This is a genomic window from Kribbella polygonati, assembly GCF_050320105.1.
In the GTDB taxonomy this organism is placed as follows: Bacteria; Actinomycetota; Actinomycetes; order Propionibacteriales; family Kribbellaceae; genus Kribbella.
Genome location: NZ_CP190129.1, coordinates 2,714,637 through 2,736,548, shown reverse-complemented (window position 1 = coordinate 2,736,548; position 21,912 = coordinate 2,714,637). Strand labels below are relative to the sequence as shown.

The 21,912-nt window shown below is 69.3% G+C and carries 23 protein-coding genes, 1 tRNA gene and 1 riboswitch; of the genes, 17 read left to right on the top strand and 7 right to left on the bottom strand.

The window, feature by feature from the left end:
- Window position 1 precedes the first annotated feature (1 nt).
- The 8 genes from ACQHIV_RS13105 (at window position 2) to gcvP (ending at window position 7,740) form a co-directional block, all read left to right on the top strand.
- Window positions 2-796, top strand: a complete 795-nt coding sequence (locus ACQHIV_RS13105) for a DUF881 domain-containing protein (RefSeq protein WP_427894072.1) — start codon at window positions 2-4, stop codon at window positions 794-796.
- Window positions 797-810: 14 nt separating this feature from the next.
- Window positions 811-1,194 carry a glycine cleavage system protein GcvH gene (gene gcvH / locus ACQHIV_RS13100; RefSeq protein ID WP_427894071.1) on the top strand — a complete coding sequence of 128 codons (384 nt, stop codon included), beginning with the start codon at window positions 811-813 and terminating at the stop codon, window positions 1,192-1,194.
- A 122-nt stretch (window positions 1,195-1,316) separates the two neighbouring features.
- Window positions 1,317-1,820 (top strand): FHA domain-containing protein, encoded by a 504-nt coding sequence (locus ACQHIV_RS13095; RefSeq protein ID WP_427894069.1) that lies wholly within the window; start codon window positions 1,317-1,319, stop codon window positions 1,818-1,820.
- The gene (locus ACQHIV_RS13090) at window positions 1,807-2,493 is read left to right on the top strand and encodes a MerR family transcriptional regulator (protein WP_427894067.1); all 687 of its coding nucleotides are present in this window, start codon (window positions 1,807-1,809) and stop codon (window positions 2,491-2,493) included. The genes ACQHIV_RS13095 and ACQHIV_RS13090 overlap by 14 nt, the downstream gene beginning before the upstream one ends.
- A gap of 27 nt (window positions 2,494-2,520) precedes the next feature.
- The gene (locus tag ACQHIV_RS13085; protein ID WP_427894065.1) at window positions 2,521-3,015 is read left to right on the top strand and encodes a bifunctional nuclease family protein; all 495 of its coding nucleotides are present in this window, start codon (window positions 2,521-2,523) and stop codon (window positions 3,013-3,015) included.
- 293 nt (window positions 3,016-3,308) lie between these two features.
- Window positions 3,309-3,815 carry a MerR family transcriptional regulator gene (locus ACQHIV_RS13080; protein ID WP_344197148.1) on the top strand — a complete coding sequence of 169 codons (507 nt, stop codon included), beginning with the start codon at window positions 3,309-3,311 and terminating at the stop codon, window positions 3,813-3,815.
- 14 nt (window positions 3,816-3,829) lie between these two features.
- Window positions 3,830-4,723 carry a dihydrodipicolinate synthase family protein gene (locus tag ACQHIV_RS13075; RefSeq protein ID WP_427894063.1) on the top strand — a complete coding sequence of 298 codons (894 nt, stop codon included), beginning with the start codon at window positions 3,830-3,832 and terminating at the stop codon, window positions 4,721-4,723.
- A 15-nt stretch (window positions 4,724-4,738) separates the two neighbouring features.
- Window positions 4,739-4,828: riboswitch (glycine riboswitch) on the top strand.
- Between the two features lie 71 nt (window positions 4,829-4,899).
- A complete protein-coding gene (gcvP, locus tag ACQHIV_RS13070) occupies window positions 4,900-7,740 on the top strand; it encodes an aminomethyl-transferring glycine dehydrogenase (RefSeq protein ID WP_427894062.1) in 2,841 nt (946 codons plus the stop codon).
- Window positions 7,741-7,745: 5 nt separating this feature from the next.
- Here the strand turns inward: gcvP and ACQHIV_RS13065 are convergent, their stop codons facing one another.
- The 6 genes from ACQHIV_RS13065 to ACQHIV_RS13040 are packed head-to-tail and all read right to left on the bottom strand — an operon-like array spanning window position 7,746 to window position 10,539.
- A complete protein-coding gene (locus tag ACQHIV_RS13065) occupies window positions 7,746-8,213 on the bottom strand; it encodes a hypothetical protein (protein WP_427894060.1) in 468 nt (155 codons plus the stop codon).
- Window positions 8,206-8,454, bottom strand: a complete 249-nt coding sequence (locus ACQHIV_RS13060) for a hypothetical protein (RefSeq protein ID WP_427894059.1) — start codon at window positions 8,452-8,454, stop codon at window positions 8,206-8,208. Before ACQHIV_RS13060 ends, ACQHIV_RS13065 begins: the two co-directional genes overlap by 8 nt.
- 8 nt (window positions 8,455-8,462) lie before the next feature.
- Complete coding sequence (locus tag ACQHIV_RS13055) at window positions 8,463-8,798, bottom strand: hypothetical protein (RefSeq protein WP_427894057.1); 336 nt, start codon at window positions 8,796-8,798, stop codon at window positions 8,463-8,465.
- Window positions 8,788-9,834, bottom strand: a complete 1,047-nt coding sequence (locus tag ACQHIV_RS13050; protein ID WP_427894055.1) for a hypothetical protein — start codon at window positions 9,832-9,834, stop codon at window positions 8,788-8,790. Before ACQHIV_RS13050 ends, ACQHIV_RS13055 begins: the two co-directional genes overlap by 11 nt.
- On the bottom strand, window positions 9,831-10,223 hold the full coding sequence (locus ACQHIV_RS13045) for a hypothetical protein (RefSeq protein WP_427894053.1): 393 nt from the start codon (window positions 10,221-10,223) through the stop codon (window positions 9,831-9,833). The genes ACQHIV_RS13050 and ACQHIV_RS13045 overlap by 4 nt, the downstream gene beginning before the upstream one ends.
- Window positions 10,210-10,539 carry a hypothetical protein gene (locus ACQHIV_RS13040; protein ID WP_427894051.1) on the bottom strand — a complete coding sequence of 110 codons (330 nt, stop codon included), beginning with the start codon at window positions 10,537-10,539 and terminating at the stop codon, window positions 10,210-10,212. Before ACQHIV_RS13040 ends, ACQHIV_RS13045 begins: the two co-directional genes overlap by 14 nt.
- 575 nt (window positions 10,540-11,114) lie before the next feature.
- On the opposite strand from ACQHIV_RS13040, the gene ACQHIV_RS13035 reads away from it, so the two are divergent.
- The 9 genes from ACQHIV_RS13035 to ACQHIV_RS12995 all read left to right on the top strand — a co-directional run bounded on the left by ACQHIV_RS13035 (window position 11,115) and on the right by ACQHIV_RS12995 (window position 21,669).
- Window positions 11,115-12,413, top strand: a complete 1,299-nt coding sequence (locus ACQHIV_RS13035; RefSeq protein WP_427894050.1) for a serine hydrolase domain-containing protein — start codon at window positions 11,115-11,117, stop codon at window positions 12,411-12,413.
- 14 nt (window positions 12,414-12,427) lie between these two features.
- Window positions 12,428-12,498, top strand: a tRNA-OTHER gene (locus ACQHIV_RS13030).
- Between the two features lie 31 nt (window positions 12,499-12,529).
- Window positions 12,530-14,428 carry a hypothetical protein gene (locus ACQHIV_RS13025; RefSeq protein ID WP_427894048.1) on the top strand — a complete coding sequence of 633 codons (1,899 nt, stop codon included), beginning with the start codon at window positions 12,530-12,532 and terminating at the stop codon, window positions 14,426-14,428.
- Between the two features lie 109 nt (window positions 14,429-14,537).
- Complete coding sequence (locus ACQHIV_RS13020; RefSeq protein ID WP_427894046.1) at window positions 14,538-15,995, top strand: pyridoxal phosphate-dependent decarboxylase family protein; 1,458 nt, start codon at window positions 14,538-14,540, stop codon at window positions 15,993-15,995.
- Entirely contained in the window at window positions 15,992-17,608 is a 1,617-nt protein-coding gene (locus ACQHIV_RS13015; RefSeq protein ID WP_427894045.1) for an IucA/IucC family protein, read from the top strand. The genes ACQHIV_RS13020 and ACQHIV_RS13015 overlap by 4 nt, the downstream gene beginning before the upstream one ends.
- A complete protein-coding gene (locus ACQHIV_RS13010) occupies window positions 17,605-18,120 on the top strand; it encodes a GNAT family N-acetyltransferase (protein WP_427894043.1) in 516 nt (171 codons plus the stop codon). Before ACQHIV_RS13015 ends, ACQHIV_RS13010 begins: the two co-directional genes overlap by 4 nt.
- Before the next feature lies 1 nt (window position 18,121).
- The gene (locus tag ACQHIV_RS13005) at window positions 18,122-19,369 is read left to right on the top strand and encodes a lysine N(6)-hydroxylase/L-ornithine N(5)-oxygenase family protein (protein WP_427894041.1); all 1,248 of its coding nucleotides are present in this window, start codon (window positions 18,122-18,124) and stop codon (window positions 19,367-19,369) included.
- On the top strand, window positions 19,366-21,096 hold the full coding sequence (locus tag ACQHIV_RS13000) for an IucA/IucC family protein (RefSeq protein ID WP_427894039.1): 1,731 nt from the start codon (window positions 19,366-19,368) through the stop codon (window positions 21,094-21,096). The genes ACQHIV_RS13005 and ACQHIV_RS13000 overlap by 4 nt, the downstream gene beginning before the upstream one ends.
- 81 nt (window positions 21,097-21,177) lie before the next feature.
- Window positions 21,178-21,669 carry a hypothetical protein gene (locus ACQHIV_RS12995; RefSeq protein ID WP_427894037.1) on the top strand — a complete coding sequence of 164 codons (492 nt, stop codon included), beginning with the start codon at window positions 21,178-21,180 and terminating at the stop codon, window positions 21,667-21,669.
- 17 nt (window positions 21,670-21,686) lie between these two features.
- Here the strand turns inward: ACQHIV_RS12995 and ACQHIV_RS12990 are convergent, their stop codons facing one another.
- Entirely contained in the window at window positions 21,687-21,833 is a 147-nt protein-coding gene (locus ACQHIV_RS12990; RefSeq protein ID WP_427894035.1) for a hypothetical protein, read from the bottom strand.
- Between the last annotated feature and the right edge of the window lie 79 nt (window positions 21,834-21,912).

Here is a 21,912-nt window from a genome sequence, read left to right as displayed (position 1 = left end):
CATGAGCGACCAGACCCCGGACCCGGAGAAGCCGACGCCGATGCCGGCCCCGAAGCCGAAGACGCCGAACCTCGCACTGCGCCGGCTCAAGGCCGGCTTCAAGCCGTCCCGCGGGCAGGCGATCGTGGCGATCGTCCTGGCGTTGGTGGGCTGCGTCGCGGTCGTCCAGGTCCGGGTGAACCGGGCCGACGACGGCTACCAGAACGCCCGCCGCGAGGACCTGATCGCGATCCTCGACGGTCTCGGCCAGAACACCCGCCGGCTGGAGAGCGAGATCACCGACCTGGAGGAACGCAAGAACACGCTGTCGTCCAGCGCCGACAAGGCGCAGACCGCGCGCGAGCAGGCCGAGGCCCAGATCCGCACCCTCGGCATCCTGGCCGGCACCATGGCCGCGGTCGGGCAGGGGGTCCGGATCACGCTCAACGACCCACAGGGCAAGATGACCTCGAGCAACCTGCTGGACGCGATCGAGGAACTGCGCGACGCCGGTGCCGAGGCGATCCAGCTGAACGGGTCGGTCCGCGTGGTGGCCAGTACGGACTTCGTGGACGACCCACCGGGGATCCGGGCCGACGGCCAGAAGCTGACCTCGCCGTACGTCATCGAGGCGATCGGGGAGTCCCACAACCTGGCCGAGGCGGCGAACTTCCCCGGCGGACTGGTCAGTGAGGTGACCGGTCCGCAGATCGGCGGCACCGCCGAGGTGAACGAGTTGAGCAGCCTGTCGATCACCGCCTTGCACGCCCCGGAGGAGCATCGTTACGCTCGCCCGGCGCCCAGCCCTACGAAGTAGAAACGAGGACAAAGGTGTACCCCGAAGACCTGAAGTACACGGCCGAGCACGAGTGGGTGAAGGCCGGCGAGGACGGACCCGTGCGGATCGGCATCACCGACTTCGCGCAGGACCAGCTCGGTGACATCGTGTACGTGCAGCTGCCGGAGGTCGGCAGCACGGTGCGGGCCGGCGACGCCTGTGGGGAGCTGGAGTCGACCAAGAGCGTCAGCGACCTGTTCGCCCCGGTGAACGGCACCGTGACCGCCGTCAACGAGGCGCTGGCCGACCAGCCGGACCTGGTGAACAGCGACCCGTACGGCGAGGGCTGGCTGCTCGACATCGACGTCGAGGACGCCGCCGAGGTGACCGCGCTGATGGACGCGGACGCGTACCAGGGCCAGCTCGACCAGGGCTGACTACAGACTGATAGCGTTACGGGCCTCAACCGCTGATCGAGGGTTGGGGCCTCTTGCCACACTGTCAATACGGGGTCTATCGAAAACGTCGCCGGACCACCGGCGATCGGGAGGATCACAGCATGCCGTTCTGCAACCAGTGCGGGCACGAGAACTCCGAGGGCAGCCGGTTCTGCTCGCAGTGCGGAGCGATGCTGCCTGGCGCGGCCCAGCCCGGTGTCACCGACACCGCGATGCTGACCCCGATCGGAGCCGAGCCGGAGCCGGAGCAGACCGGTGAGCCGCTGAACGCCGACGACCAGGCCGCCGTCGGCGCGCTGCCGGCCGGGTCCGCCCTGCTGATCGTCCAGCGCGGCCCGAACGCGGGCAGCCGGTTCCTGCTCGACGTCGACGTGGTCACCGCCGGCCGGCACCCGGACAGCGACATCTTCCTCGACGACGTGACGGTGTCCCGCCGGCACGCCGAGTTCCGCCGCGACGGGTACGGCGTGAAGGTCCGCGACGTCGGCAGCCTGAACGGCACGTACGTGAACCGCGACCGGATCGACGAGGTCCAGCTGAACAACGGCGACGAGGTCCAGATCGGCAAGTACCGGCTGGTGTACTACGCCAGTGGCCAGGCCTGAGCCGTCCGGCGGCAGTCGCGGCATCGGTGAGGTGCTGCAGCTTCTGCAGGCCGAGTTCGCCGACGTCACGATCTCCAAGATCCGCTTCCTGGAGGCGGAGGGGCTGGTGACGCCGGCCCGGACCGCGTCCGGCTACCGGAAGTTCAGCGTCGCGGACGTCGACCGGCTGCGGTACGTGCTGACCGCGCAGCGCGACCAGTACCTGCCGCTCAAGGTGATCAAGGAACACCTCGGCGCGATCGACCGCGGCCTGCGACCGGCCGCGGCGGGTCCGCCGGTCGCGCCCACGGCGTTGCCGCAGACCCCCGGCCAGCCGGTCGCCGACGACTTCGATGCCACCGGCACCGAACTGCGGCTGACCCGGGACGAGCTGCGGACCGCGGCCGGCGTACCGGACGGGCTGCTCGCCGAACTGGAGAGCCACGGCCTGGTGGTGGCCACCGGCAACCACTACGGCGGCGACGCGATCGTGATCGCGAAGGTCGCGGCCGAGCTGGCGGCGTACGGCCTGGAGCCCCGGCACCTGCGGGCGTTCCGGACCGCGGCGGACCGCGAGGTCGGCCTGATCGAGCAGGTGACCGGGCCGCGCCGTACCGAACAGACCGCCGAGCTGGCGGCGCTCACCGTCCGGCTGCACACCGCGCTGGTCCGCTCCCGCCTTCCCCGCGCCTAGCCCTTCGGCGCGGAGTAGGCTGGTGGCGTGCGCGAAGTCGACGTGGTCGGAGTCCGGGTGGAGATGCCCTCGAGTCAGCCGATCGTGCTGCTCCGGGAGGTCGGCGGTGAGCGGTACCTGCCGATCTGGATCGGCGCGGCCGAGGCGAGTGCGATCGCTTTCGCCCAGCAGGGCATGGAGCCGCCCCGGCCACTGACCCACGACCTCTTCGCCGAGACCATCCGGGTCCTCGGGCACACCCTCAGCCAGGTCCGGATCGTGAACCTGACCGACGGCATCTTCGAGGCGATCCTGGTGTTCGACGACCAGACCGAGATCTCGGCCCGGCCGTCGGACTCGATCGCGATCGCGCTGCGCACCGGTACGCCGGTGTTCTGCACCGAGGAGATCCTCGCCGAGGCCGGCATCCCGGTTCCGGACAGTGAGGCCGACGGCACCGACGAGGTGCAGGAGGAAGAGGAGGTCGAGCGGTTCCGGGAGTTCCTGGACCAGGTGACCCCGGAGGACTTCGACAAGAGCTGAGCCGGACAAGAGCGCCTAGGTAACGATTCGTACGGCGGTCGCGACACGCTCCCGGCTCGATGCGGTTGTCGTTGACCCGCCTCGGGCGGCGGCTTACCGTGAAGGAGTCGTGGGGTGCTGTCACTCCACGGAGATGACTTGTTCCAGTCGGTATCCAGGGAGGCTCAGGCGTGACACGCACCGGGGACACGGATCTGACGCAGTCGGCTTCCGACGCGCACGCCGAGGCCGTGGCAGAAGCTACGGAGACTGCCGGCGTTCAGGGTCTGCTGTTCGACGACGACCTGCGGCCGATGCCGGAGGACGTCGGGTTCCGGGGTCCGACGGCCTGCGCCGCGGCCGGGATCACGTACCGGCAGCTCGACTACTGGGCCCGCACCGGCCTGGTCTCACCGTCGGTCCGCCCGGCGACCGGTTCCGGGACGCAACGGCTGTACGGCTTCCGCGACGTCCTGTTGCTGAAAGTGATCAAGCGGCTGCTGGACGCCGGGATCTCGCTGCAGCAGATCCGGACCGCGATCGCGCACCTCAGCAAGCGCGGGTTCGACGACCTGACCCAGATCACGCTGATGAGCGACGGCGCGTCGGTGTACATGTGCACCTCGCCCGACGAGGTCATCGACCTGCTGGCCGGCGGCCAGGGCGTGTTCGGGATCGCGCTCGGCGGCGTCTGGCGGGAGGTCGAGGGTTCGCTGTCCGAGCTGCCGACCGAGCGGGCCGACGGCCACGACGACGAGGGCTCCGACGGCCACGCCGGCGACGAACTCGCCGCCCGGCGTCGCGCCCGGATGACCGGCTGACCTAGCTTTCCCCTGTGCGCCCACTCACTGCCGATTCGCTCCGCGGTGTGTGGGCGACTTTGTTGTTACCGCTGAACGCGGACGACTCGATCGACTTCCGGCGGCTGGAGTCTCAGGCTCAGGCTTTGGGTGAGACTTCGGTGGCGGGGTTGTACGCACACGGGACGGCGGGGGAGTTCCAGACCCTCACCGAGGACGAGTTCGACCGGGTGAACGAGGTCCTCGCCGCGGTGCGCAAACCGTTCCAGATCGGGGCCAGTCATCCGTCGGCGCAGGTGCAGCTGGATCGTGTGGAGCGAGCCGCGAAGCTTGCGCCCGGAGCGATCCAGGTAATAGCCCCGGACTGGTTGCCTCTGCATCCCGCTGAGCTGCTGAGCTTCCTGCGGCGGGTGGCGGAGGTGGCGGGTGACGTGCCGTTGGTGTTGTACAACCCGCCGCATGCCAAGACGGCTGTCTCGCCGCAGCAGCTCTGCCAGTTGGCCGAGGCGGTGCCGAGCCTGATCGGGCTGAAGACGGCCGGCGGTGACAGAGCGTGGTTCGACGAGGCCCTGCAGTCCGGGCTGGCGATCTTCGTGCCCGGTCACTTCCTGGCGAGTATGACGCTACTCGGCGCACACGGCAGCTACTCGAACGTTGCGGCGCTCTCCCCGGACGGTGCGGTGGCCACCGCGGCCGACCTGGACGTCGAACGGCGGGTCGCCGAGTTCTTCGCGGCCCACGTCGTACCGCTGCAACAGGCCGGGCTGTCGAACCCGGCGCTGGACAAGTTCCTCGCCGCGGTCGGCGGCTGGGCGGACGCCGGGACGCGGGTGCGGTGGCCGATGCAGGCGGCGACCGAAGCGCAGGTGGCGGCGGCGCGGCCGGCCGCCCGGAGCCTGCTGCCCGAACTCTTCCGCGATTCCTGGTAGCCTCGACTCTGCCGTTCACAGCACTCGGGAGAGACCCGTGTCATCGGGCGCCGAAGGGGCAATTCCTCCCCGGAACCTCTCAGGCCCACGGACCGAGTGTCACAGGCGACTCTGGAGCGTGCACGCGTGACAGAGGGGGAGGCCACCGGCAGCGACAGTCAGCATCGGAGCCTCTAGTGAACGACACCCCTCAGCTTTCCGCGACGTTCGCGGACCGGCACATCGGCCCGCGTCCGGACGAGATCACCCGGATGGTCCAGCTCCTCGGGTACGACGACGTCGACGCGCTCGTGGACGCCGCCGTCCCCGCGTCGATCCGCTCCACCGAGGCGATGCACCTGCCGGAGCCCGCCTCCGAGGTGGACGCGCTGACCGAGCTCCGCCAGCTGGCTGGCCGGAACACGATCGCCACCTCGATGATCGGCCAGGGGTACTACGGCACGTTCACGCCGTCGGTGATCGTCCGCCGCCTGGTCGAGAACCCGGCCTGGTACACCGCGTACACGCCGTACCAGCCGGAGATCTCCCAGGGCCGCCTCGAGGCGCTGCTGAACTTCCAGACCGTGGTCTCCGACCTGACCGGCCTGCCGACCGCGAACGCGTCGCTGCTCGACGAGGGCACCGCCGCGGCCGAGGCGATGACGCTCGCGCACCGATCCAACAAGAAGAGCAAGTCCGAGCGCTTCCTCGTCGACGCCGACACCTTCGCGCAGACGATCGCCGTCGTGAAGACCCGGGCCGAGGCGCTCGGCATCGAGGTTGTCGTCGCGGACACCACCGACGGCCTGCCTGAGGGCGACTTCTTCGGCTTCCTGGTGCAGTACCCAGGCTCGAACGGCGTGGTCCGCGACCTCAAGCCGCTCGTCGAGGCCGCCCACGAGCGCGACACCCTGGTGGCCGTCGCCTCCGACCTGCTCGCGCTGACGGTGCTCGAGGCGCCGGGCGAGGCGGGCGCGGACATCGTCATCGGTTCCTCGCAGCGCTTCGGCGTACCGCTGTTCTACGGTGGCCCGCACGCCGGCTTCATGTCGGTCCGGTCCGGCCTCGAGCGGTCGCTGCCCGGCCGTCTGGTCGGCGTCTCCGTCGACGCGGACGGCGCCCCGGCGTACCGGCTGGCGCTGCAGACGCGCGAGCAGCACATCCGGCGCGAGAAGGCGACGTCGAACATCTGTACCGCGCAGGTCCTGCTCGCGGTCGTCGCGTCGATGTACGCCGTCTACCACGGCCCGGAGGGGCTGCGCGCGATCGCCGAGCGGGTGCACGGCCACGCCGGCAAGCTCGCCGCGTCGCTGCGGGCAGGCGGGGTCGAGGTCGTGCACGACGACTTCTTCGACACCGTGCTCGCCCGTGTCCCGGGCCGCGCCGCCGACGTGGTGGACGCCGCCCGGCAGAACGGGATCTGGCTGCGGCTGGTCGACGCGGACCACGTCGGCATCTCCTGCGACGAGAAGACCGACGTCGCCACGCTGACCCGGGTCTGCCAGTCCTTCGGCGGTCAGTACGACGACACGCTCGGCGCGGCCGCTCTCGCCGTACCGCGGACCACCGGATACCTGACGCACCCCGTCTTCAACACGCACCGGTCCGAGACCGCGATGCTGCGGTACCTGCGGAAGCTGTCCGACTACGACTACGCGCTGGACCGCGGGATGATCCCGCTCGGGTCCTGCACGATGAAGCTGAACGCGACCACCGAGATGGAGCCGGTGACCTGGCCGGAGTTCGCGGACCTGCACCCGTTCGCGCCGGTCGAGGACGCGGCCGGGTACGTGAAGCTGATCGGCCAACTGGAGCGCTGGCTGGCCGAGGTGACCGGGTACGCGAAGGTCTCGATCCAGCCGAACGCGGGCTCGCAGGGTGAGCTGGCCGGCCTGCTCGCGATCCGCGGGTACCACCGCGCGCAGGGCGACACCGACCGCAACGTCTGCCTGATCCCGGCGTCGGCGCACGGCACCAACGCCGCGTCCGCGGTGATGGCCGGGATGAAGGTCGTCGTTGTCAAGGGCAACGACGACGGCACGATCAACCTCGACGACCTGCGCGCGAAGGCCGCCGAGCACGCCGATCGGCTGGCCGCGATCATGATCACCTACCCGTCCACGCACGGCGTCTACGAGGAGAGCGTCCGCGAGGTCTGCCAGGTCGTCCACGACCACGGCGGCCAGGTGTACGTCGACGGCGCGAACCTGAACGCCCTGCTCGGGCTCGCGAAGCCGGGCGAGTTCGGCGGCGACGTCAGCCACCTGAACCTGCACAAGACGTTCTGCATCCCGCACGGCGGCGGCGGTCCGGGCGTCGGGCCGGTCGCGGTCGCGGCGCACCTCGCGCCGTACCTGCCGAACCACCCGCTGCTCGACCAGGCCGGCCCGGAGTCGGGCGTCGGCCCGATCAGCGCGGCGCCGTTCGGTTCCGCGGGGGTGCTGGCGATCTCGTGGGCGTACATCCGGATGATGGGCGCCGAGGGCCTGACCGCGGCGACCAAGGCCGCCGTACTGACCGCGAACTACGTGGCGAAGCGGCTCGAGGGCGCGTTCCCGGTGCTCTACACCGGCGAGAACGGGCTGGTCGCGCACGAGTGCATCCTCGACCTGCGCCCGATGACCAAGGAGACCGGCATCACCGTCGACGACGTCGCGAAGCGGCTGATCGACTACGGTTTCCACGCGCCGACGATGTCGTTCCCGGTGGCCGGCACGCTGATGGTGGAGCCGACCGAGTCCGAGGACCTCGGAGAACTCGACCGGTTCTGCGACGCGATGATCGCGATCCGGCACGAGATCGACCGGGTCGCCGCGGGCGAGTGGCCGGCCGCCGACAACCCGCTGGTGAACGCCCCGCACACCGCCGAGTCGGTGATCAACGACAAGTGGGAACACGCTTACACTCGCGAGGAGGCCGCGTTCCCGCGCTCGGTGGACCGCACCTCGAAGTACTGGCCGCCGGTCCGCCGCATCGACGGCGCGTACGGCGACCGCAACCTGATCTGCTCCTGCCCAGCCCCGGAGGCCTTCGAGTAGACCGCCTATGCCTGAATGACAGCCACGACGACGCCGATTGCGAATGCCGCCAGTCCGAAGCGGGTGAGCGTCGATATGAGGACTCGGTATGACACTCGTCGACGATGAGGCTTCGATGCCCGCAGAACCATCATCAGATCGACGTTCGCTTCCCTCGACAGGCGCTCTTCCAGTTGTGACAAGGCAGGTTCGCAGAGCCCGATCAGCTCGCGGGTCCGCGAATCCAGCAGATCGAAAACCAGGCTGACAACGACGCCTGTCGTCGCGACGGCCGCCGCGATCATCCAGTGCCTCGCGGCGGCAAGGCTGCCATACGCTGCGGTCAGGAAAGCGACCGCAACAAGGTAGTGGTTGATTACCTGCATGCGCTGTACGGCGTGCAGGGAGAACCAGGACCAGCCGTGCTGGAGCGCCGCCTCGAGCACGTCCGATTCGTCCTCGGGCGGCACGTGCGCCTTGGCGACCTCACTCATCGGACGGTTCTGGTTTGGCGGGGGCCAGCTTCACTGGCTCACTGCCGCCTGATTTCCGGCCCGCTTTGCGGTCACGCTGCAACGTGACGCTGGCCGTGCTTGCCGTGGTACCGAGCAGCTGTGCGATTCTGGCCGGGCCAAAGCCGGCCCGCCCGAGCTCGACGATCGCGCGTTGTTGGGTAGGCAGGAGCAGTCGAATCAGCACTGCCTGCAGGCGGACGAGCTCCTCGAGTTGATCCATGTCTCGGTTCACGCCGCACCGTCCTGCGTCTCGTTCTGGGTTGCCGACGCCGTGGTGTTGTGGGGTTCGACGTTGCCGGCGCTGGTGACGGTTCCCCGACGGTTGGTTGGCTTCGCCTTGCCGTCGGAAGCCAGGATCTGGGACACTGCCTGTCGCGTCTTGCCGAGGACTGCGGCAATCTCCTGATGGCGGAGCCCAGCGTCCGCAAGCATCCGGTCGATGGTGCGTGGCCGCGGCTTGGCCAGATCCGGGGTCGTGCGCAGATACTGATCCACCGTGATTGCCAGCAGGCTGGACAGCACCCGGTCGATGCGGTCGAGCCGATCAGTCAATTCATCGCTCATCTGTTCCTCCTGGAGGTGAGGCGAGATAGGCATCGGCAGTGGCGAGGGCGAACGCAGCGGCTCGTGCCGCGGCGATCGGCTGCCAGCGTTCGTCGTTGCTCATCGTCTTGTCATCAACGCGATCGGAGATACCTCGGACGACCAAGGTCTGCAGTCCCGGGTGCAGGCCAGTTGCCAGCGAGAAGCCGACGCCCTCCATCTCGATTGCCACAGCGTCATCGCAGTGAGCACGAATCCACTCCCCGGTGCCCGATGCCAAGTCAGCTAGCAGGACAGGGCCGGCGACGATCGGCTTTACCAGGACGGACGGCGCCTTTGATCCCTGGGTTCTGGTCTGCGGCACAGTCCGTGCGAGCGTCAGCCATGATTCGTCGTGCGCGACTACGTCCGCGCGTCTTCGCAGGGCATACGATGTGGAGAATGTCTTGATACGAGCGGCTGGTCCGCGCTTTCCCTCCTTGAGCGCCGAGTAGTCGTAGATGTCCGTCGCTGCCACCACAGTTCCTTGCGAGGCCGCGTCCTTGAGGCCACCGGCAACACCGACGAAGAGAAGGATCCGAGGGGTGCAGGTAGTAAGTAGCTGCGAGGTCAACGCTGCTGTTGCGTTGTTGCCGACGTCGCCGTGTACGACGACAACCGATCTGTGAGTCCTGCTGTGTCGCAGACGGCCCCGGCGGGAGATCGTCCCAATGCGGTCGACGTGCTCGCTCAGGTCCTCGAGGAAGAGAGTTACAGCAGCTGCCTCCAGCTGCATCGCGGTCATCACAGCAATATCGACGTTCGTCTCAGTCCCATCATCGGGAAGGACACCGTCAAGCGCGTACGTTGCTGCCTCGGCTGCGGTCCTTTTGGAGATCGAGTTGACGATGCAGAACGTGCGGTCCATCCGTTGCGCGAGGACATGGATATCCGGCAAGCGATTGTTATGTGCCTTGATGATGTCCAGAACAGTGAGTGAGAATCGATCGCCCCGTTCCCAGCCGCGGCCTCGGGCTTCTTCCGCAAGCAACATCAGGAGACGCTTTTCGGAAGTCATGAGCGTTTCCGACGGCGCGCGATTGTGCGATCGATGTGGAGCGCCTTGGTGAGCTTCGAGTGCCGATAGACCGCGCTACCTCCTTTGCTGCGGGACTTGATCAACAGTCGGTGCTCGTCGCGGAGCAGTTCGATCGTGCGGCTGACCTTGGACTTGTCGCTGTTGAGCCCATCGGCCTTCAGTAACCTGCTGATCTCGAGTTGACTGCGAACTCCGTCGGTCAGCTCGAAGATTCGCGTCGCGACGTCGTCCCGCTGAAGAAAGTCTAGGATCCTGGCTTCCAGCTCAGCGCCGCTGCTGCGCAGCAACGCCTCGGTCATTTGGGACACGTCCTCCAGCTCGATCCGCATGGCCTGGACCTGGCTGGCCAGCTCGTTACTCTCCGGCATGTGGCGTGTCCTGCTGCGCCGAGGGCGGCTCGCCGGCCGCCTTCACAGGCTTGTGCGCTGCCTTCCGGGCGCGAGCCACCACCGTCCGTACCGAACCTGGTTGCTTACCCACGATGGCGGCGACCTGGGTGGAGCTCAGCCCACACTGAGTGAGTAGCACCTCGGTCTTGCGGCGAGACGTTAGCCGATCGTCTGCTTCTCTGGCGTCGGCGAGGAGAGCAACGACGGCCGTCAGCAAGGTCCCTATCTGCGACGTTCCTGCGATCGGCGTGACGTCATCCATGTCGTCAGTGGGATCCGTCGGCATCTTGCTCATTGTGATTCTCCCGGCTCGGTTTCCGGCAGCGGGCCGCTCGACGGTCGCGAGCGCCGCTGGTCGCGACGAAGCGTCGATCGCACAGCCTCGTATGACTTGCCCGTCATCCGCGCGATGACCCCCGGCGGCAGCCCACCGCGGCTCAGCGCTACCTCGGTGCTGAGCGGTCTGGGTGGTGCATCGCCACGGGCAGAGACTCGCTCCTCGCGATCGGCGATGGCTAATGCCAGGAGTCCTGAAAGCAGGACGTCCGTCGACAGTCCATTGGAATCGGGGTCGACAGATCCTCGTGATGTCGGCATGAGTACCCTCCCGTGATGCAGGCTCGACGCTGACCGAGTGTGACAGAGGGAAATCCAGCTGTGAATGGTCTAGATAAGAATGCGAATTAACTACATAGCGGTAATTCAGTTGCTGGGCTGAGTGCACGGTCGGACCGCTGCGTCGATCGCGTTCCGGGCAGGAGCAGGGCGCCGATGATGCGGCCATCGGAGTGCTCAGACGGCTCGAGCCTGCTCCGCAATCGCCGCCTACGAGTTCTCAGATCCTCTGGACCATCGCCTAGCATTGTGCGGGTGATCTTGCGTCCTGACACCGCCGCCGCATTGTACGCCGAGGTCGCGGCGGCGCAGGGGGAGACGAAGGTCCCGTCGGTGAACGCCGGCGTGGTGCGGGACGGTGCGCTGGTGTGGACCGGGTCCCGGGGGCGGTTCGCGACCGCGGACGGCGGGTTGCCGGGGCCGGACGTGCAGTACCGGATCGGGTCGATCACCAAGACGCTGACCGCGGTGCTGGTGCTGCAGTGCCGCGACGACGGGCTGCTGTCGCTGAACGATGCCGTCGGCAAGCATCTGCCCGGGATCGCGTTCGGGGACCGGACGGTGCGGCACCTGCTCGCGCACAGCGGCGGGATGAACGCGGAGCCCGAAGGACCCTGGTGGGAGCGGAATCCGGGGGTCTCGTTCGACGAGCTGACCGCGGCGATGAACGACGCGCAGGCGGTCGGGCCGGCGGATCGGCGGCACCACTACTCGAACCTCGGGTACGGGCTGCTCGGCGAGATCGTCGCGCGGCTGCGCGGCACGGCCTGGCTGGACCTGGTGCGGCAGCGGATCCTCGAGCCGCTGGAGATGCGGCGTACGACGTACTTCCCGGAGGCACGGGCCGCGCAGGGGTTCTCGGTGCACCCGTTCAGCGGGCAGCTGGACCCGGAGCCGGCGTACGACTCGGCCGCGATGGCGCCGGCGGGGCAGCTGTGGAGCACGATCGAGGACCTGGCCCGGTATGCCGCGTTCTGGATCGACCCGGTGCATGAGGTGCTCAGCCGGGACACCGTCGAGGAGATGGCGACACCGGTCGCGTCCGACCCGCGCGAGGGGCTGACCGCGTCGTACGGCCTCGGGCTGCGGCTGATCGCGGACGACCCGCAGTTGCTGATCGGTCACACCGGCTCGATGCCGGGCTTCCTCGCCGGGCTGTTCGTGGACCGGGTCCGCCGGGTCGGCGCGGTCACGCTCGGCAACGGCACGTACGGGCGGGTCGCGTCGCTGGCGCCGGACCTGATCCGGATCCTCGCGACGTACGAGCCGCCGCTCACGCAGGAGTGGGTGCCCGAGCCACCCCTTGCCCAAGGCACCGAACTCCTGGGCCACTGGTACTGGGGCAACACCCCCCTCACCATCTCGGTCTGCGGCGGCATCCTCCAACTCTCCGGCGGCCTCACCACCCGCCTGGCCCCCCTCACCCCCGACCACTACCAGGGCCGCGACGGCTACCTCGCCGGCGAAACCCTGCACGTCCACCGCACCGGCGAAACCATCGACCACCTGAACATCGCCACGTTTGTCCTTACCAGAAGTCCTTACGGACGGTAGTGTGTAGCGCACCGCATGGAGTAGATCAGGGGTAGATCGCCCGGCTACTACCGGGAGGGCGCAGGTTCGAGTCCTGCCTCCATGTCTGAGCGCTGTCCGACGGACGGGGGTTCGGGATGGGGTATGCGACGGGCCGGTTGCATCGCGCGTTGGAGCGGGCGCTCGTGGCGGAGGATCCCGCGGTACGGCGGCGCGCGGCGGTGCGGGTGGATGCGTGGCGTGGGGTGCTGGACGACCTCGCGTGGGGGCCTGCGGACGAGCCGGTGGATCGGGAGCGGCTGAACCTCTGGTACCTCGGTGACGAGGGTCTCGCGGAGCTCGGGCAGGCGTTGCGGACCGGGTGCTACCGCATCGACGGACCGGAGCAGGCCGCGCTGCTGGTGGTCGCCTGGCTGCTGGAACACGACCACCACGCGGCCGCGCTCGACCTGGTCGCGGCGCTCCGTCCGCTGATGCACCGCCTGCGGTTCTCGCCGTCGTACAGCCCGCGGCCGTCGGGGCCGGTGGTACGCCGGACCACGGTGGACGACGTACGCGCTCAGTTGCGGCAGGCAACGGTACGACGGCCGATCGCCGCGATGCGGGAGACGCTCCAGGTGTGGAACCCGCTGTACGACCAGCTGGTCGCGCTCTGGTGCGACACCGTCGACGGCGACCTGCCCCACCTCGTCGACGGCGTGGTCGACGGCGGCTGGCCGTGCCGGGTGTGGCCGGACGACTGGGCGGAACGGCGCCGGCGGTGGCAGGACGACTACAAGCTCGCGACCGAGCTGCACCGGCCGCGGCCGTGGAAGAGCAACTTCACGCGTCTTCGAGTGGCGCTGGACCTCTGCCCGGACGACAGCTCGGCGCTCGACGGGCGGGCGGTCGGCTGGATCCGCAGAGCGTTGGCGAACACGATCAGCGCCCACGGTACGCCGGGATCGGCCGAGCGGGAGGCGCTGCGGCAGCGGCAACGCGAGGTGGCGGCGCAACCGGCGTACGCGACGTTGGCACACGTGCTGAGCGCGCGGCTCGACGCCTTCCCGCGGGACGGCGGGCTGCCGGCGCTCGAGCCGGTCGCGGGCCCGGTCGACTGTACCGAGGCGCCGGCGGCGGCCGGTGCGGCGATCCCCGAACACCTGCTGGCGAAGGCGGCGCGGGCGCTCGAGGCGCCGATCGGGGAGCTGGTGGCGCGCGGCGTGATCGGGTCGGGCGAGGTCCTGGCCGAGGTGGTTCCGCAGCTCGCCGCGGAGTTGCTGGCGGCAAATATCGGGGACCCGGCGCTGGCGATCGTCTACGCGCAGACCTGTGCGGCGTTCCGGCGGAGGCCGCGGCTGGTGCGGTTCGGCGAGCTGCCGTGGGTCGACGCGGTCGCGCCGTACCGCGACCAGGGCGAGCAGGCGCGGCGGGCCGCCGTACAGACGTTGCGCGAGTCGACGACCGTGGCGCTGGAGTCGTTCCCGCAGAAGGTCCTGCCGACTCCGCTGGTCCGGGAACTCGACGCGCTCGCGGCGCAGGCCGGACTCGCCTTGCCCCTGGTCCAGAACGGGCAGCATCGGGAGGCGGCGGTCGTCGCGAGCCGGGTGCTGGCCGGGTCGTTGTACGCCCGGTACTACGACCTGCCGGCCGACTGGCGGACGGCGCGGATCCATCGGCGCCGGGACGACTTCGCCGCGATCTGCCGCGCTCGCGGGGCGGCGCTCGAGCAGTGCCAGATCCTCACCACGCACAACCTCGCCGTACTAGTCGACGCCCTCGACCTGACCAACTGGCTGCGGGAGGCTGCGCCGGACCTCGCCGATCGCGCGTTCGTCTGGGCCCTCGGGCAACCGGCGTGGCGGGACGCGGCGGCCGCCTGGCGGCAAGGAATCTTCTACCTGAGCTACTGCGAGCCGGACCGGACGCTGCGCGCCCTGCCCCGGCCGGAGCGCTTCGAACCGGCCATGACCGGTCTGCTCGACGTAGCGGCCGGCCGGCGCTTCGACCGCGACGGCCGCACCCCGAGCGGCGGGCGGCGGCTGCTGGGAGCGTGAGGATCACCACTCCCGCGGGTAGGTGAGTTGACACCGTGTGTACTCCCGACGAAAGTTAGGGCTGCCTTAGTAAGGGTTGCCTTACTCGACAACTTCCCGGGAGAACTGGATGTCGCAGCCCGCGCGGCTGACCGCCGTGACAGCACTTGTCCGCGATCCTTCGGCCGGCCGTTGGCCGCTGGCCTCGACGGTCGCCGACCGCGACCGTGGACCGTTGCCGCACGGTTCTCCGGGAACGGTACTGCGGCGGGCCGCCGAGGTGCTCGGTGAACCGCGTGTCCCGTCGACCGGCGTGGGGGAGTCCGCCGCGCTCGACCTGATCGCGGGCCTGCTCGACGAGCACGGGATCGACCTCAGCCACCCGCACGCCGCCGCGCACCTGCAGCCGCCGGTCCTCCAGGTCGCGGTCGACGCGGACGCGCTGGCGTCGGCGTCGAATGCCTCGCTGGACACGTACGACTCCGGTCCGGCGACGCTCGCCGTCGAGCAGTGGGTGGTCCGGGCGCTGGCCACGCTGGCCGGCTTCGGCCCGCGGGCCGACGGCGTACTGACCCCTGGCGGCTCGATCTCGAACCTGCTCGCGGTGCTGATCGCCCGCGACGGCGCCGCCGCCGCGGCCGGTGTCGACGTCCGGCGGAACGGTCTGCGGGGGCTCGACCGCCCGGTGGTGTTCTGCTCCGAACTCGCGCACTTCTCCGTCCAGCGAGCCTGCGCCGCCCTCGGGCTCGGTGAGGAGGCCGCGATCACGATCGCCGCCGACGAGGACTTCCGGATGCGCACCGACGTCCTCGCCGCCGAGCTGGCCGAGCCCGGGCGTACGCCGGTGGCCGTGATCGCGACCGCCGGTACGACGGACTTCGGCTCGGTCGACCCGATCGCGCCGATCGCCGCGCTGGCCCGGGAGTACGGCGCCTGGCTGCACGTGGACGCGGCGTACGGGTTCGGGGCGCTGTTCTCGGACCGGCTGGCGCCCCTGCTCGCGGATCTGGCGCTGGCGGACTCGGTGACGCTGGACCTGCACAAGATCGGCTGGCAGCCGGCCGCGACCAGCGTGCTGCTGGTGGCGGACCGGGACCGGTTCGCGGCGTTCGACCGTTCGGTGGACTACCTGAACCCGGCGGACGACATCGACTCCGGGCTGGACGGGCTGCTCGGCCGGAGCCTGCAGACCACGCGCCGGCCGGACGCGGTCAAGGTCGCGACGACGCTGACGGCGTACGGACGGGCCGGGCTGGGCGCGATGCTGGATGCCTGTCACGAACTGGCGCACGCGGCGGCGGCCCGGATTGTTGCCGACAGCAACCTGGAGATGTTGGCGCCGGTGACGCTGACGACGGTGCTCTTCCGGTTCGCCGGCGCGTCCGACGAGCTCCAGGGCGAGGTACGCCGTCGGCTGCTGACGTCGGGCCGGGTGCTGATCGGCCGGACCAAGCTGCCCGGTTCCGGCGCGGTCGCCCTGAAGCTGACGTTGCTGAACCCGAACGCGACCGTGTCGGACATCGAGGACCTGCTGGACCAGGTCGTGGCCACCGGCCTCGACGTCCTGACCGGCGAAGGAGCCGCGTGAGTATCGCTGTTGCCGCACACCTGAACGCGATCCTGCGCTGCTACACGCGGGAGTCGGCCGTCCCGGTCACCGTGGGATCGTTGACGATCGACCTCGGACGGTCGACCGTGACGGCCCGCGTCGAGCACGCCTCGCGGACCGGGCTGCACCAGTTCACCGACGTACTGCTGGACGGCGTACCGGCGGCGCCCGAGGAGCTGGTGCGGGTGCTGTCGGCCGACGCGGATCCGGCGGAGGTCGACGACCTGGCGGCGCGGACGACGGAGTCGGTGCGGAACGTCGCGCTGTTCGTGCAGCAGGCCGACGGCGAACGTGGACCGGGGCGTTTCCTCGAGACCGAGCAGGCGTTGCTGTTCGGGCACCTGAACCACCCGGCGCCGAAGAGCCGGGACGGACTGAGCGGCGACGAGCTGGCGGCGTACTCGCCGGAGCTCGGCGGCCGTTTCGCGGTGCACTGGTTCGAAGCCGACGCCGAGTTGGTGTCGTCGGACCAGGTGGCCGGCGCGCCCTCGCTGCAGGGTCTGGACGCTGTGCAGCTGATGGGCGCGCTGGCCGGTATCACGCCGTCGCCCGGCCGAGTCCTGGTCCCAGCGCACCCGTGGCAGGCGGCCGCGGTGCAGAAGCGGCCTCGGGTTGCTTCGCTGATCTCCTCGGGCCGGGTGAAGGCCTTGGGACCTGGGAGCTCCCAGTGGTACCCGACGTCGAGCCTGCGCACCGTGTTCCACCCGGACCTGCCGGTGATGCTGAAGCTGTCGCTCGGGTTGCGGATCACGAACTCGCGGCGCGAGTCGACGCCGACCGAGCTGCGCCGCGGGCTCGAGATCAACCGGCTGCTGGACGCGGCGTACAACGCGGGGACAGCGACTGCGCACCCGCGGTTCAGCATCGTCCGCGACCCGGCGTGGGTCGCGCTCGACGAAGGCGGGCCGACGCTCACCGGTCTCGACGTCGCGGTCCGGGAGGTGCCCGCGGACGTCAACAGCTACGCCTGTCTCGCGGGCCTGGTCGCGCCGCGCCCGGGTGGCGTGAGCCGGCTGAGCGCCTTCGCCGCCGAGGATCCGGCCGGCTGGACGGCGTCGTACATCGACAACGTGCTGGTGCCGATGCTCCACCTGTACGCCGAGACCGGCATCGGGCTGGAGGCGCACCAGCAGAACACGCTGGTCCGGCTGGACGGCGCCGGGCGGATCAAGGGCGGCGCGTACCGCGACAACCAGGGTTACTACCTGGCCTCGTCGTACCTGCGTGGTCTGCTCGCGGTGACCGGGCTGCGGGACTCGACGCTGGCCGTCGTCGACGATCCGATTGTCGACGACCGGCTGACCTACTACCTGCTGCACAACCAGGCGCTCGCCGTCGTCGGTTGTCTGGCCGCGGACGGTATCGCCGACGAGGACTCACTTCTGTCGGTTGTCCGCGATCGGCTGACCTACGCGCTGCCGCTGCTGAAGGCCGCCGGTCCGGACGGCGACCGCCTCGCGCGCCGGTGGCTCGACGCGGAAACCCTGCCCTGCAAGGCGAACCTGCTGACCCGGCTGCGCGGCATCGACGAGGTCGTCGCCCCGCTGGACGCGCAGTCGGTGTACCTCGACATCCCGAACCCGCTGCGGTGACGTCGTTCGTACTGCGCCCGGCCGACCCGTCCGATGCCCCACGGATCGCCGTGTGGATGGCACAGCCGCACGTACGGCGCTGGTGGCAGCAGGGCTGGTCGGTGGAGCGCTGGGCCCAGGAGATCGAGCAGCAGGCGGCGGGGGAGCACTCCCGGCCGTACGTGGTGACGCTGGACGGCGAGGAGTTCGCGTACGTCGAGCTGTACCGCGTCCGGCACGACCGGCTGGCCGACTATTACCCGTACGACGTCGAGGACCGGGGCGTGCATGTCGCGATCGGCGACGGCACCCGGGTCGGCCGTGGACTCGGACGGCTGCTGCTCCGAGAGGTTGCGGACACGGTGCTGCGGTCCGAGCCGTCGTGCCCTCGGGTGGTGGCGGAGCCCGACCTCGAGAACACGCCCTCCGTCCGCGCGTTCGCGGCCGCGGGGTTCGTCCAGTCCGGGGAGCTGCAGCTGCCCGAGAAGACCGCGGTACTGATGGTCCGGACCCGGGCCGTGCAGGAGGCATGACATGTACGACGTGATCGCGATCGGCTGCGGGCCGTTCAACCTCGGGCTCGCCGCGCTGGCGGACGGCGTGGACGACGTACGGCTGGCTGTCCTGGACAGTCGGCCGGAGTTCACCTGGCACCGGGGGCTGATGTTCGAGGACGCGATGCTGCAGGTGTCGTTCCTGGCGGACCTGGTGAGCCTGGTGGAGCCGGCGCACCACCTGTCGTTTCTGTCGTATTTGAAGGACAACGACCGGCTGTACCAGTTCTACGTGCGGGAGAAGTTCCACCCGACGCGGCGCGAGTACGAGGCGTACTTGCGGTGGTGTGCGGCGCAGCTGGATTCGCTGCACTTCGGGCACCACGTACGGTCTGCAGAGTGGAACGGGCGTGCCTTTGAGCTGACCGTCGAGCGTGGTGAGGTTTTGGAGCACTACGAAGCGCGTCACCTCGTGGTTGGCGTCGGAACGGAGCCCTTCGTACCTGCAGCGCTGGCAGGGCTTCCTGCTGAGCGGTTCTTGCACTCTGCGGACTACCTGTTCCGCCGGGAGGACCTTTTGCGCGCAGGACGCGTAACAGTCGTAGGGTCCGGCCAGTCGGGTGCTGAGTGCGCCCTGGACCTCCTGCGCGCCGACGGTCCCGCCGTGTCGTGGCTGACCCGTACGCCGTCGTTCGCGCCGCTGGACTACTCCAAGCTGGTGCTGGAGATGACGACACCGTCGTACGTCGACTACTTCCACGCCTTGGACGAACCCGTACGTGACCGGCTGGTGAAGGAGCAGTGGCGGCACTACAAGGGCATCTCTTCGGAGACCCTGGACGACATCCACGACGTCTTGTACACAAGGGATCTGGGGGCGGAGCTCTTGTGCGGTGTAGCGGTTGTGTCGGCCGTAGCTCGTGCTGACGGGCTGGAGCTCACCATGCTGCACGCTGACAGCGGGAAGACGTTCCAGCACACGACGGACGCCGTGATAGCGGCTACCGGCTACCGGAACCGGCCGCAGCCGTTCATGGATTCTTTGCAGGACAAGCTCGACCACGACGCGGCCGGCCGCTGGGTGATCAACCGCGACCACAGTGTGCGTGGTGCCTTGGAGGGGCGCGTTTTTGTGGCCAACGCGGACCTGCACAGCCACGGTGTTGCTGCGCCGGATCTAGGCATCGGTGCGGTCCGCAACGCGGGCATCCTGAACAGCGTCGCCGGCCGTGAGGTGTTCCGGCTGCCCAAGTCCACCGCGTACACGACGTTTGCGATCCCTGGATGAGTACGTGGACGCAGTGTTCGTCGGAGCTGCTGGCCAAGCTCATCTCCCAGTTCTGCACGGAGGGTTTGCTGGAACCGGTCGAGAACCGCCTGTCGTTCGGCACGGTCTCGTACACGTTCGAGGCGACCCGTGGCGGTTTCGGAAGCTGGCGGGTCGATCCGGCGTCCATCCGGCGTACGACGGCCGGCATCCTCGGCAACGACGAGAGCGAGCCGGCCACCGACCCGGTCCAGTTCTTCGTCGACGCAGCCGACGTACTGGGCGTGGACGGGTCCACGGTGGCCGGGTACGTCGCTGAGCTCACCAGCACGCTCGCGGCCGACGTACGCATGGCTGCTACCGCAGTGCCCGCTGCTGAGCTGCTAGAGCTGCACCACAGCCGTCTGGAAGGCCACCTGACCGGACACCCGCTCCTGGTCGCCAACAAGGGCCGCCTGGGCTTCTCCGCCGCCGACAGCGAGCAGTACGCCCCAGAGGCCCGTACTCCGCTGCACCTGGTCTGGCTGGCCGTACGACGTGGCCTGGCCGAGTTCCGCGGTACGCCGGACCTCTCGGAGCACGCCGTACTGGAACGGGAGCTGGACCCCGACACGCTGGCGGCGTTCCGTGCGCGGCTGGACGACCCGGACGCGTACGTGTGGCTGCCGTGCCACCCGTGGCAGCTGGACCACGTCGTACGGACGCAGTGGGCGCGGGAGCTCGCAACGGGCGAGATCGTCGTACTGGGGGAGAGCCCTGACGAGTACCTGCCCACACAGTCGATCCGCACGATGGTGAACATCTCGAACCCGTGGCGCTACCAGGTCAAGCTGCCCCTGAAGATCCTCAACACCTCGGTCTACCGCGGCATCCCCGAGCACTGCACCCTGTCCGCCCCGATGATCACCCAGTGGCTCCGCGGCCTCTGGTCCCGCGACGACGTGTTCCGCACCCTCGGCACCGAAATCCTCGGCGAGGTTGCCTCCGTCACCGTCCCGCACCCGCACCTGTCCACCCACCCCGGCATCCCGTACCAGTGGACCGAAACCCTCGGCTGCATCTGGCGCGACCCCGTCGACCCCCGCCTCCGCGACGGCGAGACCGTCTGGCCCCTGGCCGCCGTACTCCACCCCGGCTTCACCGAGGCCGCCATCACCCGCGCCGGCACCGACCCCCGGACCTGGCTCGCCCACCTGATCGCCACCCTCCTCCGCCCCCTGCTCCATCTCCTCCACCACTACGGCATCACCGTCAACCCCCACGGCGAGAACCTCGCCATCATCTGCACCCCCGAGGGCCTCCCCAACCGCCTGGTCATCAAGGACCTCGTCGACGACATCAACCTCTCCACCACCCCCATCGTTGCCCGCGGCCCCGAACCCGACGCCCACACCCGAGTCCTCCCCAGAAAACCCTGGCCCATCCTCCGCCAGTACGTCGTCGACGCCCTCCTCCTCGGCGTCCTCAACCCCCTCACCACCCACTCCCTGATCCCCACCGAAACCTTCTGGGGCCTGGTCCGCGGCGAGGTACACCGCTACACCGAGGAACACCCTGAATACACCGACCGGCTGGCCGCGACCGCTTTCACCGGTCCCGAATTCCGGCGCTATCCGCTGAACGGCTACCGCCTGAAACTCGGCTACACCGACCTGGACACCCGTCCACCGATACCGGTGACCGGCAGCATTCCCAATCCACTGCACACCGTCGCCCCGGTGTATTTAGAAAGGATCTTGCCAAGCTAATCGAGATGCGCAGACAATGCCCAATGACCTTGTTACCGCCGCGCGGGGGCGCGACGGACGAGAGAATTGGGGAGGACGATCGTGCAACAGTCCGCCTTGGCCGTCGCCCGCCGTCGTCTGCACGTCTACCGCGCGGCGCTCTCGCTGGAGTGGTCCGACTGCACGGTGCACCCGGACTTCAGTGCCCGGCCGGATCTGCCGGCGTCCGCCGGGCAGTGCGGGGTCAGCTCCGCCTGGCTGCTGCGGGTGCTGCCCTGGTACCTGCGGATGCGCGCCCGCTACTGCGTCGGGGACATCGTCGTCCACGGCCGGACGCTGGAGTTCCACTGCTGGGTCGAGATCGGCCGGGCGTCCGCGCCCGGGCGCTGGGTCATCGACGTGACCTGTGATCAGTTCGAACTGCTGGCCGATCACGATTTCGTCTGTGAACGGCACAGCAGCCTTGTGGAGCGGTCGATCGAGTACCGAGCGACGAGCCGGCAGTCCGCGCGGCAACTCCGCTCCGATCCGGTGTGGGGCCGGGCGCAGGTGCTTGCCCAGGGCATGTCCCGTTGGTTCGGGAGCGGCCGCTGAGCCTGGCCCGGCCGGGGTCAGCGGGACACGGCAACGACGATGTTGTAGAGCCCGAAACAGAACACCAGCACCGTGCCCACCAGGACCAGGGTGAGCAGTTGCTTCCAGAACGAGGTGACCAGAATCGCGCCGGCGAGCGCGACCAGGGTTGCGAGGATTTGCATGGGACATCCCCTTTCCGGCAAGTAGTTTCCTGGTTCTATTCCACCGCGCGACAATCGGGTGACAATGCGCGAATTGGCT

What these genes read in the sequence shown, in the direction of transcription:
- ACQHIV_RS13105 (WP_427894072.1), top strand. Translation starts at nt 2, where the DNA reads ATGAGCGACCAGACCCCGGACCCGGAGAAGCCGACGCCGATGCCGGCC.
- ACQHIV_RS13095 (WP_427894069.1), top strand. Translation starts at nt 1,317, where the DNA reads ATGCCGTTCTGCAACCAGTGCGGGCACGAGAACTCCGAGGGCAGCCGG.
- ACQHIV_RS13080 (WP_344197148.1), top strand. Translation starts at nt 3,309, where the DNA reads ATGCCGGAGGACGTCGGGTTCCGGGGTCCGACGGCCTGCGCCGCGGCC.
- ACQHIV_RS13065 (WP_427894060.1), bottom strand. Translation starts at nt 8,213, where the DNA reads ATGAGTGAGGTCGCCAAGGCGCACGTGCCGCCCGAGGACGAATCGGAC.
- ACQHIV_RS13060 (WP_427894059.1), bottom strand. Translation starts at nt 8,454, where the DNA reads ATGGATCAACTCGAGGAGCTCGTCCGCCTGCAGGCAGTGCTGATTCGA.
- ACQHIV_RS13055 (WP_427894057.1), bottom strand. Translation starts at nt 8,798, where the DNA reads ATGAGCGATGAATTGACTGATCGGCTCGACCGCATCGACCGGGTGCTG.
- ACQHIV_RS13050 (WP_427894055.1), bottom strand. Translation starts at nt 9,834, where the DNA reads ATGACTTCCGAAAAGCGTCTCCTGATGTTGCTTGCGGAAGAAGCCCGA.
- ACQHIV_RS13045 (WP_427894053.1), bottom strand. Translation starts at nt 10,223, where the DNA reads ATGCCGGAGAGTAACGAGCTGGCCAGCCAGGTCCAGGCCATGCGGATC.
- ACQHIV_RS13040 (WP_427894051.1), bottom strand. Translation starts at nt 10,539, where the DNA reads ATGAGCAAGATGCCGACGGATCCCACTGACGACATGGATGACGTCACG.
- ACQHIV_RS13025 (WP_427894048.1), top strand. Translation starts at nt 12,530, where the DNA reads ATGGGGTATGCGACGGGCCGGTTGCATCGCGCGTTGGAGCGGGCGCTC.
- ACQHIV_RS13020 (WP_427894046.1), top strand. Translation starts at nt 14,538, where the DNA reads ATGTCGCAGCCCGCGCGGCTGACCGCCGTGACAGCACTTGTCCGCGAT.
- ACQHIV_RS13005 (WP_427894041.1), top strand. Translation starts at nt 18,122, where the DNA reads ATGTACGACGTGATCGCGATCGGCTGCGGGCCGTTCAACCTCGGGCTC.
- ACQHIV_RS13000 (WP_427894039.1), top strand. Translation starts at nt 19,366, where the DNA reads ATGAGTACGTGGACGCAGTGTTCGTCGGAGCTGCTGGCCAAGCTCATC.
- ACQHIV_RS12990 (WP_427894035.1), bottom strand. Translation starts at nt 21,833, where the DNA reads ATGCAAATCCTCGCAACCCTGGTCGCGCTCGCCGGCGCGATTCTGGTC.